Consider the following 19,359-nt stretch of genomic DNA (forward strand, 5'->3'; position numbering starts at 1 on the left):
TTCATCATTTCCTTATTTTGTAATAGCTAAGTTTTTGTAAAAGGTCATGCATTAATAGACCGTATTTTCTATCTTCTTCAGGTAGGACCGATGTTTCTTGAATTGCAGTGGTGAGTAATTGATTGGCTTGGATAAATGCTTTTTGCTTCGGCAAACCGATATTTACAAAGGCAGCAAACAAAGCCGAAAAAACATCGCCAGTACCATAAAAATGGCCAGTCAATCTTTTTGTTTGGTAGCGGTCGACTAACTTGTTATCTTTGGACCAATATTCCGAAACAATCATTTGATCTTTGGGAATGCCAGTGATTATACAATCATTGAAGTATCCCAGATCCCTCAACGCATCAATATAATCTTTAATATCATAATTTTTTTCAGTGAATAACCCAGATAATAGCTTCAATTCCGTTAGATTTGGTGTAATAACGGAAGCATTTAAAATTAATTGACGCATTTTATAAGGAATATTTTGATTTAATCCTGGATATAAGGAACCCTGGTCCCCCATTACAGGATCAATGATTGTGAAAATATTATGTTGGCAGTGCAGCCAATGACTAACCGAGTCAATTGTAGAGAGGTCGCCTAAATATCCTAAAAGAATATTAGTTATTTGCATATTAGCAACTCTACCCCAGTGCATTAGTGTTTGCTTTTGAAACTGGTGCACTGTACTTAAATTCATGACTGCCGGTTGACCAAAGCCTTCACTCTGCGTGGATAAAACGGTTGCTGGTAATGCTGCGGTTGTGATGTTCACCGCATGCAAGATATCTAAAGCCGTCAGCATTGACATGTTGCCAATTCCAGAAAAATCCTCAATCACTGCAGTTACCTTCACTTTCTCACCTCCTTCTCATAAAAAGATTATGTTCATTGTATAACAAAAAACAATGAGTGCAATAAAAAACTGCAAGAAAAAAAGCTGTAGCGCTATCATGGCACTGCAACTTTTCTATAGTTAATTGTGAATTAACCTTCAAATGCGTCAGTCAACGGTGGAACAACCTGCTTCTTCCGTGAAACAACGCCTGGCAGGTTCATCCGGTGTTGATCATTGAGCTTCTTACCAAAGGCCTTTTCAACGGCTTCAGTTGGCTCACCGGCAACTAAGAGGTCGGAGTCACTGTTAAGGATATTAGTAACAATCAAAATGAAGAGATCGTAGCCGTTCTTGTCCATTTCACTGTGCATGGTCTTTTCAAGGTCAGCTTGACGCTTAAATACATCATCGAGGTCAACACAGTTAACTTGGCCAATCCGGATACTCTTGCCACCAAGACTAAATGACTTAGCATCGCCTTCGACAATGTCCATGTCAGTGCGCTTATCAACGTTGGTACCAGCCTTTAACATCTTCAGACCGTAGTCTTCGTAATCAACTCCGGCGATCTTAGCAAGGTACTTAACAGCTTCACGATCATGGTCAGTGGTAGTTGGTGACTTCAACAGTAAGGTATCAGAAATAATTGCTGACAACATCATACCAGCTAAGTTTGCTGGAATATCGATGTTCTTTTCCTGGTACATTTCAGTCAAAATGGTGCTGACACAGCCGTAAGGACGAGCAGTGTAATACAGTGGCTGAGCCGTGTTAAAGTTAGCGATCCGGTGGTGGTCAACAACGTGGGTAACAGTGACCTTGTCGATGTCTTCGGCACTTTGTTGTGGTTCGTTGTGGTCGACCAGCATAACCTTGTCGACTTCGTTAGAAACGGTCTTCACAACACGTGGAGCCTTCATGTTGAAGTGGTCTAAGGCATACTTAGTTTCATCATTGGGTTCGCCTAAAGCAACAGCTTCGGTTTCGTAGCCCAACTGGTTTTGGTAATAGGAGTATGAAATTGCCGCCGTAATGGCATCCGTATCAGGATTGCGGTGACCAAAAACTAATTCTTTACTCATAAAATGAATTCCTCCTCGATTTGCTTGCTCAATTGGCAAGAAACTTACATCACAATTTTACCACTTTCAGTTCTGCAATTGGGAACTAGTTATTAAGCATTGTCATTACTATGGGTTTTAGCGGTTGATTTCACAACCAATGGCATCCTGATAGTACGTGGTTCACCCTGACTATCAACGTCAATCACAAACATACCATTGGATTGTGGAACGCTGACGTGATGATCTTTAACCGGGATTTCGACGATCTGCGGGCGACTAGTGATTACTTCAACATTGCCGTCATAGTTAGGATCAAACGCAATTGCCGCAGCCAGTTCATGTGGATTACGTTTGAGATGCCGCAAAATCAAATTGCCCCGTCGTGCCCGGCTGCCTAATTCGATATCAGCGACCTTCATCAGCTTAAATGAGCCGCGTTGCGTAATCACGGCTAGATGTTGGTCTTCAGAAACTAAGTTCATGCTGGATAAGTGGTCGTCATCTTTCAGGTTAATACCACGGACCCCACCAGTTCGAACGCCAGTTGTCGGCACCTCTGCCACGTCAAAGCGCAGGGCATAAGCTTGCCGGCTCGTCAATAAGATGGACTGTTTGGCACTGCTGTCAGGTTCATAGTAGCTGACATTGACGACTTCTGCATCCTTGCTCTTGAGCTTAATGTACTTAGAAGCATGTGTCTTATAACGACTGCCTGGAGCATAATCACTCATCTTGGTTTGCTTGATTTGACCATCAGAAGTAGCCATGATGAAACTACCAGGCATGTCTAACTTGTCAAAAGTGAAAGCCTTGATAATCACTTCATTATCAGCCAGGCCGACAGTTTGCGAAAGGTGTTCACCCATGTCTTTCCAGCGCACGTCCGATAATTCATGGATTGGACGGTAAATTAAATTGCCCTTATTCGTGAACATAAACAGATGATTAAGCGTCGAGCTTTGCTGGATCATAATTGGGTAATCATCTTCACGCAAGCCGTTATCGTCAATCGGCGAAGCATTAAACGAACGTAAGCTGCTGCGCTTGATGTAGCCAGCATGTGAAACCAGTACGACCACTTGTTCATCAGCAACCGTCACTTCACGGGCGACCGTTAATTTAGCGACGTGTTGCTCAATCTTCGTTCGGCGGGGATTGCCAAACTCTTTTTTAACTGCAGTCAGTTCGTTTTGCAGGACCCGGTTCAGCTCTTTCGGATCATCTAAGATATGATGGTATTCCTTGATCTTAGATTGTAGCTGGCGCTGCTCTTTTTGGAGATCAGTCACGTCCGTGTTAGTTAACCGGTATAATTGCAAGGTCACGATGGCTTCGGCTTGATCATCGGTAAATTCGTACTGATCAATCAAGTTTTGCTTGGCATTGGCACGGTTTTTACTGGAGCGAATGGTATGGATTACTTCATCCAAAATGGACAGAGCCTTAATCAGCCCTTCGACGATGTGCAAGCGTTTGGCTGCTTTATTAAGGTCAAAACGTGTCCGTCGGGTAATAATTTCTTGCTGGAATACTAGGTAGGCACGCAAGAATTCTTTCAACCCTACCCGTTGTGGTCGCTGATCTTCGATGGCGACCATGTTGAAATTGTAGTTGATTTGCAGGTCAGTATTCTTGAACAGATAGTTAAGAATCCCCTGGGCATCAGCTTTCCGTTTCAGCTCGATGGCAATTCGCAAACCAGTACGGTCGGTTTCATCGCGGACTTCTGCCAGTCCTTCAACTTTTTTGTTGATCCGCAGGTCATCAATTCGTTTTACTAATTGGGCCTTATTAACTTCATACGGAATTTCAGTGACGTTAATTTGTTGACGGCCGCCGCGCAGGTTTTCAATTTCAGTTTTGGCGCGCACGACAATCCGCCCGCGGCCCTTAGAATAAGCTTTGCGAATACCGTCAACACCCTGAATAATTCCCCCGGTTGGGAAGTCAGGACCCGGAATAATCTGCATTAGGTCGTCCAAGCTAGCATCGGGATGCTTCATCAAATAAGTTAAAGCATCGATGACCTCACTTAGGTTATGCGGCGGAATTTCGGTAGCATAACCAGCAGAAATACCCGTTGCCCCGTTAACCAACAGGTTCGGAATACGTGCTGGCAGAACGGTTGGTTCCTTTTCGGTATCGTCAAAGTTTAAGGTCATATCGACGGTGTCTTTGTCGATATCACGAAGCATCAGCCCAGCAATCTTGCTGAGGCGTGCCTCAGTGTAACGCATGGCGGCCGGTGGATCACCATCCATTGAACCATTATTACCGTGCATTTCAATCAATGGCTCTCTCAGTTTCCAGTCCTGACTCATCCGGACTAAGGCTTCGTAGATTGAACTATCGCCATGGGGGTGGTAATTACCCATGACGTTACCAACGGACTTGGCTGATTTGCGGAATCCTTTATCGTAGGTGTTGCCGTCTTTGTTCATTGCAAAGAGAATCCGCCGCTGAACAGGTTTGAGTCCATCCCGGATGTCAGGTAAAGCCCGTTCTTGGATAATGGCTTTGGAGTAACGACCGAAACGATCACCCATTAACTGTTCAAGTGTTTCTTCCCTAATCTTTGGTTCACTCACGTTTCAGTTCCCTCCTTAAATATTTAAATCGAGTTGTCCTGTTTGATTGTGAGTATGAGGAGTGTGTTTTGGTGAACGTGAACTAACTTGGCTGCCTTTGCTATGCTTGGTCTTGCGATGAGTGCCACTTCGCATCTGGCGACGGCTAGCTTCCAGTTGATCGCTGTCACTATCGTTTAGCGTAAACTGGACATTGTTGTCAATCCATTCACGACGGGGTTCCACTTTATCGCCCATAAGAGTAGTTACCCGACGTTCAGCCATTGCAGCATCTTCGATCCGGACACGGATGAGGGTCCGGGTTTCGGGATTCATCGTCGTTTCCCACAATTGATCAGCGTTCATTTCTCCAAGACCCTTAAACCGCTGGAGTGAGCCACCACGGCCCTTGCTCGTCAGTTTAGCTAACTCTTCATTGGTCCATGCGTACTGGATTGTTGTCTTAGCCCCCTTGCCGCGTTGCAAACGGTACAGTGGTGGTAGAGCAATGTAAACACGCCCTGCTTCAATCATCGGCCGCATGTACTTGTAAAAGAAAGTCAGGAGCAAAATTTGAATATGCGCGCCATCATCATCGGCATCAGTCATGATAATCACTTTATCGTAATTGGCATCTTCGATATTGAAATCTGCCCCGACACCAGCACCGACGGTATAGATGATCGTATTGAGTTCTTCATTTTTCAGAACGTCATCAAGCTTAGCTTTTTCGGTGTTCAATACTTTCCCACGAAGAGGAAGGATGGCTTGGTATCGACGATCACGGCCTTGTTTAGCACTCCCGCCGGCTGAGTCACCTTCGACCAAGAAGAGCTCATTTTTCTTAGCATTTTTCGACTGTGCTGGAGTTAGCTTACCGGATAAGTTGCGTTCCTTTTTATTCTTACGCTTGCCGCGTGAGATATCCCGCGCTTTCCGGGCTGCTTCACGAGCCTTGCGGGCACGCAAGGCCTTATGGATTAAATCCTGGGCATAATCGCCGTTTTCCATCAATTCATATGATAGTTGGTCGCTGACAATTGAGTCGACGATTTTACGGGCTTCAGGTGTGCCTAGCTTATCCTTAGTTTGCCCTTCAAATTGCAGAATCCGTTCGGGAATGCGCACGGATACGACAGCAGTCAGGCCTTCCCGCACGTCAGACCCTTCAAGGTTTTTGTCGCGTTCTTTAAGCAAGCCGACTTTGCGCGCGTAGTCATTAAAGGTTTTAGTCCAACCACTACGGAAACCGGCTTCGTGGGTCCCACCATCAGGTGTTCGGACGTTATTGACGAAACTGAGGATGTTTTCGGAGTAACCATCGTTGTACTGGGCAGCGACTTCTACTTCGACGCCATCTTCCTTACCATCAAAATACATCACCTTACCTAAGACGTCTTTACCTTCGTTCAGGTAGTCGACAAACTCTTTAATTCCATCCTTATAGTGATAAACCTGAGTTTGCTCTTGACCGGGGCGTTGATCAGTCAAAGTGATTTTAATTCCCTTCAAGAGGAAAGCCGATTCACGAAGACGTTGGGCCAAGGTATTAAAATCAAAGGTAGTCGTTGTAAAGATTTTAGGATCAGGCTTAAATGAAACCGTGGTCCCACTAGCAGTCGAAGTATGGCCGAGTTTTTTCAATGTGCCAACAGGATGTCCACCATTTTCAAATTCTTCACGATAGAGAGTGTGGTCGCGGACAATCGAAAGCGTCAAGTGAGTAGATAATGCATTGACGACCGACGCACCAACCCCGTGCAAGCCACCAGAAGTCTTGTAGCCATCGTCCTGGCCAAATTTCCCCCCAGCGTGCAGGACAGTCATAATAACTTCAGGCGTCGGTTTGCCACTAGCATGCATTCCCACTGGCATCCCACGTCCGTGGTCCACTACTGTAATAGAATTGTCAGCACCAATCGTAACCTGAATTTCATTGCCATAACCCGACAGAGCTTCGTCAACGGCATTGTCTACAATTTCATAGACCATGTGGTGAAGCCCACGGGTGTCAGTAGAGCCAATGTACATGCCGGGACGTTTGCGAACGGCTTCAAGGCCCTTGAGGATTTTGATTGAAGCATCATCATACTTTGCCATAATGATCCCCTCCAAATTTAGCGGCGTCTATCTTTTTAGCGGCGCCACGAAAAAAACGATACCATACTATAATAACGAACAATAGAAAAAGGCGCAAATCCTGAATTGCGCTGATGATTAGCTGGCAGTAATAATTGAACCATGATAAGATTAAAAGGTTAAGAATTAACAAGGAGAATTAAATAACTACAATGCATATTTTCCTAATTGGCTTGATGATAGTAATCGCCTACTTCCTGGGCTCAATTCCTTCAGGATTATGGGTTGGTAAATTAATGTACAACAAGGATATTCGTAAAGAAGGCAGCGGCAATATTGGTACAACCAATGCTTTCCGGGTATTAGGTACTCGTGCCGGAATAATCGTTTTGTTAGTAGATATATTGAAAGGGACGCTAGCTGCCAGTCAGCCTTACATTCTTCATATGTATCCCGCAGTTAATCCCCTTTTGATCGGTATTTTTGCTTCTCTCGGTCACACTTTTTCCATCTTTGATAACTTTCATGGTGGTAAAGCAGTTGCCACTAGTGCTGGTATTTTGCTGGCTTACAATCCCCCGCTTTTTATTTTGGCGGCTGCCGTCTTTGTAGCCATGCTGCTGTTGACCAGTATGGCCAGCATCGCCAGTATGGTTGGGATTTCCACCATTTTTATCATTGCCCTAGTAGAAGGCGACGTCATATTATCAATCGTGGCTGGTATTCTGACCGTGTTGGTCTTTATTCGACACCGCAGTAATATCATGCGAATCATTCAGGGCAAAGAATCAATGGTATCTTTTGGCTTGGGTAACTACTTGAGACAGCACCACCAACATTAAGAAATTCGAAAAAGAAACGGCTTTTGACCCAACGTCAAAAGTCGCTTTTTATTTAGAAAATTTCGATTACAAATTGATAGTTAGCGCTTTGGTGGGCATCAAGTGAATGAATCCCCTGTTTATGAATTAATTGACCGTCAGTGTTGACATTGTCGGCAATCCCCCACCATGGTTCGATACATACGAAGTCACCCTTTGCTGGATAAGAAGACCATAGGCCCACGAATTGCGCGTCTTTGGCACCTAATTGAATACCATGTTTATTTTCAGGATTCCACAATTTGATTAAAACGGGTTCGCCCTGAGTCACTAATGTGAGGACATCGTCTTTAAAAAGTTGGTGATTGACGGCTCTTGCTTTTGAAAAATCCAGAGGATCGTTGTTGACAGTCCCGAGATCATTGTAGGAGCCTACTAATTTGCTTAACTGATATTTTTTTGCTGGTCGCATTACTAACTGATAATCTTCAAAATGATCATGTTCTAGGGGGATGTGAAATCCTGGGTGGGCACCAATTGAATAAAGTAAATCTTGGTTTTGATCCGGATTAGTTACTTTATATGAAACTTGAATTGTTTGCTTAATCAATTTATATTGCACATCTAACGTAAACTTAAACGGATATGCAAGCAAAGTTTGAACATTATCTTGCAGACGAAAAGTCACAGCATCTGCTGATTGTGCAACAACAGTAAAGTCGCTATCACGAGCAAAACCATGTTGAGTTTGGTGGTAGATTTTGCCAGCGAATTCATATTGATCATCTTTTAAACGTCCGACGAACGGAAACAGGATTGGAGCTTGCCGATCCCAAAAATTAGAGTTGCCTTGCCATAGGTATTCACTAGATGAGTTTCGTAGTTTGATACTGTGCATCTGTGCGCCATGGGGATCGATCTGCACCCGTAAATTGTCATTTTGAATTTTTATCATGAAGATATCCTTTCTTTTCTGTGGCACGTGGGAAAAACTTGTCATAACTTTGACGCAGCTTTTGACGTGTGACGTGTGTATAGATTTGTGTTGTAGAGAGGCTGGCGTGGCCAAGTAACTCCTGTACGCTGCGGATATCTGCACCGTTATCTAGTAGATGCGTTGCAAAGGTATGGCGGAGCATGTGGGGATGAATGTTACCAGTGAGTGTGCTGCGTTTCATAACTTGTTGTAACAAATAAGATATTCCAGCGCTGGTGATTGGCTTACCGTGAGCATTGATAAAAACTCGCTCGTGATCTTGATGAAACTTAGCCATCAAGGGCTGACGACAATGCTTGTAATACCTGTGAAGAGCATCTAAGGCATAGTGACCAAAAGGCACGTATCTCTGCTTGCCACCTTTACCTTCGACCAGGATCATACGCACGTTTTCGTCAATTTGAGAAAGCTGAAGGTTAGCACACTCGCTAACCCGCATTCCCGTTGCGTATAGTAATTCCAGCACTGCACGGTTGCGGAAATCGAGAGGTTTTCCTTCTCCATCAGCAGCTTGAAAGAGAGCGGTCATTTCTTTTTCGTAGAAATACCGGGGTAAAGTGCGCGATCGTCTTTTAATTAAAACATCCTCAAAAGGATTATGGTCAATCAGCTGATTGCGTTCTAAAAAATCATAAAAGGAACGCAGACTGGAGACTTTTCGCGAAACGGTTGACCATGCATCCTGCTCATCACGTAATTGTGATAAAAAGACCTGCACGTCTAAAGAATCAACCGCTTGCCAACTGCTAAAGCCATTATTATCTTCCAGAAATTTTTTGAATCCCTTGAGATCTTCTAAGTAAGCTTTCACCGTATCGTCGGAATACTGACGTTCAGATGTCAAGTAGTCTTGATAGAGGGAAGAATAGGTTAGTGTATTTTGCTTAAGCACATCATTATCGACTAGAATCTGGCCAATCTGGCTAAGCTGATCCAGTTTCTGACTAATCACCTGACTGTCTACGTTGCTCTGGTTTAACCCTTCAACATAAATAGCAAGTTCACGACTGCTGACGCAATTCCAGCCAGGAAAGCTCCTGGTCACGTCAAAAAAGTGTTGAAAGTTTTCAGCAGTCTTGATCAGATTGTTTTGATCGTTGGTAGATAGCTTACTTCCGTGTAAAATATCAGCAATTTTAATTTCAGACATAAAAACACCCCTTTCGGGTGCCGCAAGAGCACGTTGAAAAGGAGTGATAAACATTACTTTTGCTCATTTTCCTTGTAATCACCATTTGGACAAACGATCTGTTGACCGCCTTTTAATTTCTTCACAACTAAGAAGTGCCCACACTTTGGACATTTTCGTGCAATTGGTTGATCCCACGATACAAAATCACAATCAGGATAACGTGAGCAACCGTAGAAAGTTCGGTTCTTCTTTGACTTGCGTTCAACGACTGTCCCTTTGCCACACTTCGGACAAGTGACTCCCGTGTCCTTTACGATTGCCTTGGTGTTCCGACAATTTGGAAAACGGGAGCAGGCGTAGAATTTGCCATAACGCCCCATTTTTACAACCATCGGTGCACCACAAATGTCACAGTTAATGCCAGCTAATTTATCCCGCATTTGGATTTTTTCCACTTGCTTTTCAGCGGCATCGACTTCTTTTTCAAACGGCTTAAAGAATTGATCCACCACTTGAACCCACTGGCGTTTGCCTTCTTCGATTTGGTCCAAATTGTGTTCAACATCGGCAGTAAATTTGACGTCAACGATTTCAGGGAACTGCTTTTCAATAATCTTATTAACAATCTCCCCTAATTCAGTTGGTTCAAAGTGCCGTGCTACCAGACGCACGTAGTAACGACGTTGAATGGTGTCCAGTGTTGGGGCATAAGTTGAAGGACGACCCACACCGTTTTCTTCCAAAGTTTTAACTAAAGCGGCTTCTGTGTAACGTGCCGGTGGTTGGGTAAAGTGCTGAGCAGGATCATCTTTAACCATTTTGACTTGATCACCATCTGCCAAGTCAGGCAACAAGTTATCGGTATCCTTGTTGCTGCGATGATAAACTTTGGTAAAGCCCGGAAACTTCACTTTCGACCCGGTTGCGCGGAAATCCACGTCATTTTGGCTAATTGTCAGACTCATTGTGTCGACAACCTGTGCAGTCATTTCACTGGCCACAAAACGCGACCAAATTAACGAATACAAGCGGTACTGATCGTTAGTCAGGTACTGTTTCATCTCTGCTGGAGTGCGGTAAACAGATGTCGGACGAATGGCTTCGTGCGCATCTTGAGCACCTTCTTGCATCTTACCCTTAACCGGTTTAGCGGCAGCATATTCTGCCCCGTATTTTTCGTGAATAAATTTAGAAGCTTCATGCTTAGCTACTGAAGCAATCCGTGTCGAGTCAGTCCGCATATAAGTAATCAAACCAACAGCGGCACCCTGACCAATGTTAATTCCTTCATACAATTGTTGGGCAGCCATCATCGTTTTGCGAGTGCGGTAATTCAAACGGCGGTTGGCCTCTTGTTGCAAAGTAGAAGTAGTGAACGGTGGCTGCGGCATCCGCCGCCGTTCACGTCGAGTGACTTTACTGATCGTAAAAGGTGATTTTTTATCGATTTGGGCTAAAACTTTTTGCACATCGTCATTATTGTGCAAGTCCATCTTTTTGCCGTGTTGGCCAAAGAAACTGGCTTGGAAATGCTCTTTGCCCTTCGCAAATTCAGCATCAATGGACCAGTATTCGACGGGTTTGAAGTCACGGATGGCCTGCTCGCGTTTAATAATGAGGTTTAAGGCAACGGACTGGACACGACCAGCACTTAAGCCTGTCTTAACTTTTTTCCACAGAATTGGACTAATTGAGTAACCCACCAAACGATCCAAAACACGGCGAGCTTGTTGAGCATCGACCAGATCCATATTGATAGAACGCGGTTCCTTAAAGGCATCTTTTACCGCATCTTTAGTGATTTCGTTAAAGGTAACGCGGTTTTTTCCTTTAGGATCGAGTTTTAAAATATTAGATACGTGCCACGCAATTGCTTCTCCTTCACGGTCAGGGTCAGATGCGAGGTAAATTGCCTTAGCGTTTTTGGCATCACGGCGAAGGCCCTTAATTACATCGCCCTTACCACGGATAGAAATATATTCTGGCTTGTAATTGTTATCGATTTCGACACCCATCCGGCTCTTAGGCAAGTCACGGATATGACCCAAACTGGCCACAACCTTGTAGGTTCTGCCTAAGAATCTCCCGATTGTTTTTGCCTTGGAAGGTGACTCAACGATTACAAGCTTCCGCGTATTTGTACGTGTACGCCGCCGCGTGGTTGTTTTCGTTGATTTTTTGGTTGCCATTGTCAGGCTCCTTACTGCATAAAATTTTACTTTCAAATTAATCACTAAAATAATGATCAAACCAAAATCAGCATATTGCATTAACGCGGTGATGTCAAACTAATAATATTTTCTTTACCTTAGTAGTCAGCTAAATTTGACGGAAAGCGAAATTCATTTAGCAGATCATTGGCACAAAGAATCGGCTTTGCTCCGGCCGCAATTAACTCGTTACAACCGACAGATAAGGGCGCGTCAATTCGACCAGGGACGGCACAGACATTACGATTTTCCTGTAAAGCGATGTTAGCCGTAATTAAACTGCCACTTTTCTTTTTACCTTCTACCACCAAGCAAGTATGACAAAGTCCTGCAATAATGCGGTTGCGTTCAGGAAAATGGTAAGGCAACGGCGGTGTTCCTAAAGGATATTCACTGATGACAAGCCCTTTTTCGGCCACTAATGCCTGCAGTGATTCATTTTCTGGGGGATAAGCCTGGTCTAATCCAGATCCAATGACGCCAATCGTATGTCCGCCAAAATGCAAGGCGACTTGTTGGGCAGTGGAGTCAATCCCCCGTGCTAAGCCACTGACGATCGTCAAATGATGTTTAACCATCGGCGGAATTAGGCCTCTCACAACGGATTGCCCATAGGTTGTCATTTGTCGACTGCCTACAACGGCTAAACACTTATCGTCACGCATTAAATCAGCATTACCTTGATAGAAAAGCACAATTGGCGGGCAATAGCTTTCCCTAAGCTGTGGCGGATAGAGATCATCTAAGATCGTGATAAAGTGCTGAGATTGGTTGAATTGAATAGTTTCGTCTAACTTTTTGCTTGACCAATTATTCATCAAGGCTGTTTGTGAATTCAAAGTCAGCCCCGCTCCATTTGCAATCTTAGCCATATCATCAAAGCAGTAAGTGCTGCTAGCCTGTTGCCAAAGATGATACTTTGATAGTATTCCAATACCTTTGCATAATGCTAAGCGTAATAAGAACTCTCGTGGTTGCATAAAAAATTCCTCCCATCATAAAGATACGGAGGAATCATTTTGATTACTTTAAATATTTTTTTACTGGGGCAAAAGAACGGCGATGAATCGGTGTAGCACCGTATTGCTGCAGGGCTTTTAAATGTTGCGCTGTCCCGTAACCCATGTTTTGTGCAAATCCATATTCAGGATACAGGCGATCATAATCGCGCATTAAGTGATCACGGTATTCCTTGGCCACGATACTAGCAGCTGCCACACTGATGCTCTTCTGGTCGCCCTTGATTAAGGTTGTTTGTGGAATTGGTGTCTTTAGCGGGACTGCATCGACAATCAAGTGACTTGGTCGATGGTGCAGATGCGCCACTGATCTCAGCATTGCCTGCTGAGTGGCCGCGTAGATATTAAGCTGATCAATTGTTTGTCTATCGTTGACAGCTATGCTAACTTCCACCGCTTCGTTTACGATTTTGAGGTACAGAGATTCTCGCTCGTGTCGCGTCAGTTGCTTGGAATCCGTAACTGCCACTAAATCGAAATCGGGGTTGAGAATCACTGCGCAGGTGACGACCGGACCAGCTAAGGGGCCCCGCCCTACTTCGTCCATGCCAGCGACATACTGGTTGCCATGGGACCATAGAGCTTTTTCGTAAGCAAAACGTTTTCTAAAGGCTGCCTGGGCGGCTTCTTGGCGTTTTAGCCGGCGACGAGTACTCTGCAGTGCCTGTTGCACACCTCGCCTGTCGTCCGCCTTTAAACTGAGGAATAACGGATCTTCTGTAGAGCTGACTTGTTTTAGCAAGTCACGAATTTGCTTAACAGTTTTTCTTGATTTTGTCATGGTCTATTCCTGCTTATCTGATAGATCTTGTGGGCTTTCCAGTGAAATTTTACCCAGTTTGCCGCGCCGAATCTCAAAAATAAGGCGTTCACTGCCGCGATCATAGTCATCGCGAAAACCCATCTTAGCGGTGATAGTCAGTAGCAGGTCAGCGTCACTGACACTCTCTTCGAAATCCTGCTCTGACAAACGGTAGCGATTCATCAGTTCTTTTTGGCGGAACTTGCGTAAATACTGGAGAGCATATAAAGCCACGTCATCTTTGGGGTAAAGGCTGTCTTTAATGGCCCCACTGATAGCCAGCAGTTTTGCTTGATCCTGATTGGCAAATTTTGGCCATAATACACCTGGAGTATCCAGCAGTTCCAAGTCGGCAGACGAACGAAGCCATTGTTGTCCAGTCGTAACCCCGGGACGGTTGGCAGTAGCTGCCACGTTTTTGCCGACTAAATGGTTCAAAAGCGTCGACTTACCAACATTAGGGACACCAACGCACATGGCTCGGATTGGTCTCTTCTTCATACCTTTGTCTTTTTCCGCAGCCAATTTATCATGAAGAATTCTTTTGACGGTTGAGGTAACTTGACCCTTAATCTTATTGCCACGGGAATCAAGTGCGATGGCAGCCTGATTATGGTGATTGAAGTAGTCAAGCCATTGCTGGGTAATATTAGGATCGGCGAGATCAGCTTTTGTAAGAATTAGCAGACGTGGTTTCTGTCCTGCGGCTAGAGCAACTTCCGGGTTTTGCGAAGAGTATGGTATCCGCGCGTCAACCAACTCAAAAACAATATCAACTTGCGACATCTTTTCCCGGATTAAACGCAGTGCTTTCGCCATATGACCAGGAAACCATTGAATATCAGCCATTGATAATTCCTCCTAGTTCATTTTGTCCAAATACATTTGCCAAGCTTTATCAAAAATTGTCATGGTTGGCAGGTAATCCGCGTTTTCCTCCAAGTAATGAGAAATTTCTTCAAAATTTTGGGATTGCTTTGGAAACGCAGAATCGTAAAAAGCATTATTAGCAAATTGTTCAACTTCATCCGGTTTATTCGGCTGACGCAAAGTCATCAAAAAATGGTAAAAACTTTGCCGATACATGATTGACTTCCTCCTAGCGTGTTTGACTATGTGGTGGGATAGCAATTTGGATCTTAAATTGCCCCTTTGTCATGTTGATTTCCTTAGCTGAATAGCGCAGTTGCTTGCTACGACTGTATTTATTTAAATCAAGAAGGACGGTCTTAGAGTGTTGGTTAATAGTAACCCACTTTGGTAATTTATAGGTATTTTCTACATAGCCCATCACAAAACTAACCGGTAAATTTAAACGGCCGACAGCTAAGCCCTTGGCCCTAAGCAAGACATTACCATTGCTTAACCTCTTAGGAACACAATTCAAGGCAAACTGTACTTTAGCTCCCAAGACCTTAGTTTTGCCAATCAGAGTGGCATACTTAGGCCCGACGATGAACCGATACTTAATTTTACTATTGTGCAAAAAATGATTGAGGTAATTGGAGGATAAGGCATTAACTTGTTTGCGGTTAAGATCAACTTGCACTGCGTTATCCGTTTTACGGTACGCTGGGGTACCCATCATGTTGGAAGGAACGGGAGCAGTGATTTTGTGATAAACCACCCCACCAGAAATAAGTAAAATTGCTACAAGAGCAAAGAAAGCCCATTTCCACCAATTATGCTGATGCCCTTGCGATGATCTTTTTTCTGTCATTTGTTAGCCTCACTTTTCTGATAAGCCCAACCATTGTGATGTTGCATTGACTTGAATAGGCGATCCGCCATTTTTTCGTAGCCACGGTGGTTAGGGTGAAAGTTGTCTTCAGTAGAAATATAGTTATTTAAGTTCTGATTTTTATGGTTCAGAATCGATGTCACTTGTTTTTGTGAAAGTTGATCCGTACCGCTCTTCTGCGCAGCATGGACGAGCTTTTGCCGTGATGCTTTGCTGTGGTACTGGCCATAAGACATTAAGTGATCGATGTTGACGAAATAAGCATTATTGTCTTCGCCCACGGTTTCACTCGTAATACGATTCCACTGGGCAATCGATCGGGTGATTGACGTGACATTAGCAAAATACGTGTAGACGGGATTATAAATACTTAAGACAAAAATTGGTGCACGTGGATTTTCTTTTCTAATGGCAGCCATCAGTTTTGTCAATTTCTGCTGGTATTGGTTACCACTCTTAGCAACGTCGGAATTAATCTCTTTTTCACTATTCGTGCTAATGATCTTTTCCAATGTCTGCATTAGATCATTGCCGCCAACGGTCATCGTAATCACATCGGCTTTGCGTAAATCATGACGCATCTGTTTTTGGTGATTAAGACGGTATAAGATCTGATCAGAACGATCACCACTAACCCCATAGTTAACTGTGCTAACTTTCGTGTGGTAATGGTGATGGATTTTGTGAGCAACGATGCTGACGTAGCCACCCTTTTTCTGCTCGTCACCTTGACCATACGTTAATGAATCACCAATAGCATAGAGATGAATATGCTTTTTTACTTTTTTGATTTGACGATGAGTGTGAACATGATTTTGCGGAGCAGTTGAAGGCCTGCTCAGATAAAACCAATATCCAGTTGCTGCAATCAGCATCACTATAACGATACCGACCATTATTTTGACAGCTTTTTTCAACCACGATTCACCCTTTCAATAAGCAAGGCTGCGCAATCCCAACGGTTCACGCAGCCTCAATAATTTATTCAGTGAAATACATTAGACAACAGGCACCCATTCCAGTATGAGTGGCAATAATTGGGACGGTCTCGCGAACCACAATTGGAATCTTAGGATACAACTTCGTTAACCGATCCTTTAGACGATTAACTTCCTTCATACCTTCCACATGGGAAATACCAATGGCCTTAACTGTAGGACCTTCACTCATGTTTTGCAGGATCTTATCCCATTCTTTATGGATAGCTTTAGTGCCACGGCCTTTCATAGCAATATGGATTTGCCCGCCATAGACTTGAAGCATCACTTTAATATTGAGCAAACTGGAGAGAGCTCCTGCAAAGCGATTAATTCGGCCGCCAGCCACTAAGTTGTGAAGGTTATCGATTGCCAGGTACAATTTTGATTTGCTCAGCACTTCTTTCATCCGCGCAACAGCATCGTCGACAGTACCGCCTGCTTCGATCACCTTGGCAGCTTCAATAATTTCAAATGCCATACCACGATCAGTACTTTGGGAATCATAAACCGTTACTTTTGTCTTAGACATGTTGGCTGCTTGCTCAGCGGTATGGACAGTTCCTGAAATTGAGGCCATCATAGTAACACAAAGGACCTCACTACCATCTTCACCCAATTTATCAAATGTCTCAACGAATTTGCCAATTGGTGGTTGTGAAGTGGTTGGCAATGACTTAGCATTAGCCATCATTTGCGGGAACTGATCGTTAGTAATAGTTTCCCGTTCAACATAAATAGTCCCATCGATCATGACATTGAGGGGGATGATCGTGATACCATATTTTTTAATTTCGTCTTCGGTTAAACCAGCTGAAGAATCAGCTACAATCTTAATTTTAGCCATTGCGACATAACACTTCCTAGATAATTCTTTTATGCTATAATATATCTAGTTATCAAAACTAGCAAGCGCATTTTTAATACTAGCTAAGTAGAAAAACCATGTTATTGTCAGTATAACAGAAGTTCTACTTAATTTCATTGAATCCATAAGAGTCTGCTTTAGGAGGTTAATTAATTATATGACCATCGTAAATCCTAAAAAAACACTTTTAATTGAAATTGGTAATGCTGTTACCCATGGACTGGGAGCAATCATGTCAATTGTGGGTCTTGTGTTTCTTATCATCAAGGCAGTGAATACCGGTAGTCCCATGAGAGTTGTGACTTTCAGCATTTATGGAGCAGTCTTAATTCTCTTTTACCTATCATCATGTCTGTATCATGCCCTTATCTACACGCGCGCACGTCATGTTTTCAGAATTTTTGATCATTCCATGATCTTTCTCGTCATCGCGGCTACCTACACCCCATATTGCTTAGTTGCTATTCGTGGGTGGTTAGGTTGGACCCTTTTTGGCGTGATATGGGCTTTAGCTATCTTAGGAGTTGTCCACAAAGCCATTCACCTCAAAAATCACGGCAAAAGTCACCTGTCGACAATTCTTTATGTCGTAATGGGCTGGCTTTGCATGATAGCATTTTTCCCACTTTGGGATGCTCTAGGTCCTTTGGGCTTTAGTTTGCTCTTGGCAGGTGGTATCACCTTCACCCTGGGAGCAATCTTATACAGTTTTCCAACTGCCTATACGCATCTTATTTGGCACATCTTCGTTCTAATTGGAACAACGTTAATGTACTTTTCCATCCTATTGTGCTGTTAATGCCCACGTATTAAAAGTACAATTGGGTTCACCATCGCGACTAGCAACAACTTTCTTTTGGCTAACCAAGTGCCACCGTTTCATATTTAACGGTGGCATTTTTGTATCCGATGGATATTTGCCATCCAAAATCGTTTGATATAAGCAATCTGCCAATGGCAATAATTGGCGAAAAACAGTTGCGCCACCAATCACAAAAATATCTTCTTTTGTCGAAGATAGGAGTCGTTTGACCTCGCTTAGGGATGAAAGTTGATGAACTCCAGGTAATTGCAAAGATGAATGAGTTAAAACATAGTTATCACGGTGAGGTAAGGGACGACTGCCCATGGATTCGAAGGTTTTCCGTCCCATTACAACTGGATGGCCAGTGGTTAACTTGCGAAAGTGCACCATATCCTCATGTGAATGCCAAGGCATCGACCCCTGATAACCAATGGTACCATTGCGGTCTTGCGCCCAAATAAAATTTAACATAAGCAACCTCTTAAACTGCTACTGGTGCCTTAATTGAACCTTCATGAGTATATCCTTCCAGTTGGATATCGGACATTTGATACTGGTCAATTGGCTTCGGTTCGTCAGGCAAAATCAGTTTTGGTGCAGCGTGTGGTGTTCTGGACAGTTGTTCCTTAATCTGATCAAAGTGGTTGATATAAATATGAGCATCGCCCAACGTATGTACAAAATCGCCCACTTGCAGATGGCACTGGTGAGCAATCATGTGGGTCAGTAAAGCATAACTAGCGATATTAAAAGGTACACCTAAGAAAATATCGGCGCTTCGCTGATACAACTGGCAACTTAATTTGCCGTCGTTCACGTAAAATTGGAACATCGTATGGCAAGGCGGTAAAGCCATACTAGGCACATCCTCAGGATTCCAAGCAGTCACAATCAGACGGCGCGAATGAGGATTAGTTTTAATTTGTTCAATGACGTTACCTAACTGGTCAATAAATTGACCATTGCTCGTGCGCCAATGACGCCACTGCTTGCCGTAAATGTTGCCAAGTTCACCATATTTCTTAGCAAAATTTTCATCATCCAAAATCCGTTGACAGAACATCTTTTTTTGTGTTTGATATTCTTTATTGAATTCCGGATCTTTCAGTGAACGGCGGCCAAAGTCTGTCATGTCTGGACCTTGGTATTCATCACTATTGACCCAATTTTTAAAGGCCCACTCATCCCAAATATGATTTTTGTGTTGCAGAAGGAAACGAATATTCGAATCCCCACGCAAAAACCACAGCAATTCACTTTTAATTAAGCCAAATGGGACCCGTTTAGTGGTTAGGATTGGGAAACCCTTTTGTAAATTAAAGCGCATCTGATAGCCAAAAACAGAACGGGTACCCGTTCCAGTTCGATCATCCTTAAAATGGCCGTTTTCCATTACATAACGCGCCAAATTGAGATATTGATCCTCATTTTCATTAATACTCATTTTTAAC

General features: G+C 43.5%; 18 protein-coding genes. 2 read left to right on the top strand and 16 right to left on the bottom strand.

The features are described from left to right. Positions 1-4: 4 nt before the first annotated feature. The 4 genes from AB3114_RS02430 to parE form a co-directional block, all read right to left on the bottom strand. Positions 5-844, bottom strand: coding sequence for a bifunctional hydroxymethylpyrimidine kinase/phosphomethylpyrimidine kinase (locus tag AB3114_RS02430; protein ID WP_367341672.1), 840 nt, complete (start codon positions 842-844; stop codon positions 5-7). A 131-nt stretch (positions 845-975) separates the two neighbouring features. Beyond that, a complete protein-coding gene (locus AB3114_RS02435) occupies positions 976-1,908 on the bottom strand; it encodes a manganese-dependent inorganic pyrophosphatase (RefSeq protein WP_367341673.1) in 933 nt (310 codons plus the stop codon). A gap of 92 nt (positions 1,909-2,000) precedes the next feature. Further along, positions 2,001-4,478 carry a DNA topoisomerase IV subunit A gene (gene parC / locus AB3114_RS02440; protein ID WP_367341674.1) on the bottom strand — a complete coding sequence of 826 codons (2,478 nt, stop codon included), beginning with the start codon at positions 4,476-4,478 and terminating at the stop codon, positions 2,001-2,003. Between the two features lie 15 nt (positions 4,479-4,493). Then, on the bottom strand, positions 4,494-6,557 hold the full coding sequence (gene parE / locus AB3114_RS02445) for a DNA topoisomerase IV subunit B (RefSeq protein WP_367341675.1): 2,064 nt from the start codon (positions 6,555-6,557) through the stop codon (positions 4,494-4,496). Positions 6,558-6,748: 191 nt separating this feature from the next. Between parE and plsY the strand changes: the two genes are divergently transcribed. Continuing rightward, positions 6,749-7,378: a glycerol-3-phosphate 1-O-acyltransferase PlsY gene (gene plsY, locus AB3114_RS02450; RefSeq protein ID WP_367341676.1), complete on the top strand. Its 630-nt coding sequence runs from the start codon at positions 6,749-6,751 to the stop codon at positions 7,376-7,378. 52 nt (positions 7,379-7,430) lie between these two features. Here the strand turns inward: plsY and AB3114_RS02455 are convergent, their stop codons facing one another. From AB3114_RS02455 to AB3114_RS02500, 10 genes are all read right to left on the bottom strand, one after another. Beyond that, a complete protein-coding gene (locus AB3114_RS02455) occupies positions 7,431-8,312 on the bottom strand; it encodes an aldose 1-epimerase family protein (RefSeq protein WP_367341677.1) in 882 nt (293 codons plus the stop codon). Continuing rightward, positions 8,293-9,504: a tyrosine recombinase XerC gene (xerC, locus tag AB3114_RS02460; RefSeq protein WP_367341678.1), complete on the bottom strand. Its 1,212-nt coding sequence runs from the start codon at positions 9,502-9,504 to the stop codon at positions 8,293-8,295. The genes AB3114_RS02455 and xerC overlap by 20 nt, the downstream gene beginning before the upstream one ends. 53 nt (positions 9,505-9,557) lie before the next feature. After that, complete coding sequence (gene topA / locus AB3114_RS02465; RefSeq protein ID WP_367341679.1) at positions 9,558-11,675, bottom strand: type I DNA topoisomerase; 2,118 nt, start codon at positions 11,673-11,675, stop codon at positions 9,558-9,560. 119 nt (positions 11,676-11,794) lie between these two features. After that, on the bottom strand, positions 11,795-12,676 hold the full coding sequence (gene dprA, locus AB3114_RS02470) for a DNA-processing protein DprA (protein ID WP_367341680.1): 882 nt from the start codon (positions 12,674-12,676) through the stop codon (positions 11,795-11,797). Between the two features lie 43 nt (positions 12,677-12,719). Then, positions 12,720-13,496 (bottom strand): ribonuclease HII, encoded by a 777-nt coding sequence (locus tag AB3114_RS02475; protein ID WP_367341681.1) that lies wholly within the window; start codon positions 13,494-13,496, stop codon positions 12,720-12,722. Positions 13,497-13,499: 3 nt separating this feature from the next. Continuing rightward, the gene (gene ylqF / locus AB3114_RS02480; protein ID WP_367341682.1) at positions 13,500-14,366 is read right to left on the bottom strand and encodes a ribosome biogenesis GTPase YlqF; all 867 of its coding nucleotides are present in this window, start codon (positions 14,364-14,366) and stop codon (positions 13,500-13,502) included. A 12-nt stretch (positions 14,367-14,378) separates the two neighbouring features. Continuing rightward, positions 14,379-14,603 (bottom strand): YozE family protein, encoded by a 225-nt coding sequence (locus AB3114_RS02485; RefSeq protein WP_367341683.1) that lies wholly within the window; start codon positions 14,601-14,603, stop codon positions 14,379-14,381. A 13-nt stretch (positions 14,604-14,616) separates the two neighbouring features. After that, complete coding sequence (locus tag AB3114_RS02490) at positions 14,617-15,237, bottom strand: YpmS family protein (protein ID WP_367341684.1); 621 nt, start codon at positions 15,235-15,237, stop codon at positions 14,617-14,619. Next, positions 15,234-16,154, bottom strand: a complete 921-nt coding sequence (locus AB3114_RS02495; RefSeq protein ID WP_367341685.1) for an SGNH/GDSL hydrolase family protein — start codon at positions 16,152-16,154, stop codon at positions 15,234-15,236. Before AB3114_RS02495 ends, AB3114_RS02490 begins: the two co-directional genes overlap by 4 nt. An 85-nt stretch (positions 16,155-16,239) precedes the next feature. Further along, positions 16,240-17,082, bottom strand: a complete 843-nt coding sequence (locus AB3114_RS02500) for a DegV family protein (RefSeq protein WP_367341686.1) — start codon at positions 17,080-17,082, stop codon at positions 16,240-16,242. Positions 17,083-17,260: 178 nt separating this feature from the next. Between AB3114_RS02500 and AB3114_RS02505 the strand changes: the two genes are divergently transcribed. Beyond that, entirely contained in the window at positions 17,261-17,902 is a 642-nt protein-coding gene (locus tag AB3114_RS02505; protein WP_367341687.1) for a hemolysin III family protein, read from the top strand. Here AB3114_RS02505 and AB3114_RS02510 read toward each other — a convergent pair. Both AB3114_RS02510 and AB3114_RS02515 read right to left on the bottom strand, forming a co-directional pair. Then, entirely contained in the window at positions 17,888-18,379 is a 492-nt protein-coding gene (locus tag AB3114_RS02510) for a dihydrofolate reductase (RefSeq protein ID WP_367341688.1), read from the bottom strand. The genes AB3114_RS02505 and AB3114_RS02510 overlap by 15 nt on opposite strands. A gap of 10 nt (positions 18,380-18,389) precedes the next feature. Continuing rightward, complete coding sequence (locus tag AB3114_RS02515; protein ID WP_367341689.1) at positions 18,390-19,352, bottom strand: thymidylate synthase; 963 nt, start codon at positions 19,350-19,352, stop codon at positions 18,390-18,392. Between the last annotated feature and the right edge of the window lie 7 nt (positions 19,353-19,359).

Source organism: Limosilactobacillus sp. (assembly GCF_040772465.1).
Lineage (GTDB): Bacteria > Bacillota > Bacilli > Lactobacillales > Lactobacillaceae > Limosilactobacillus.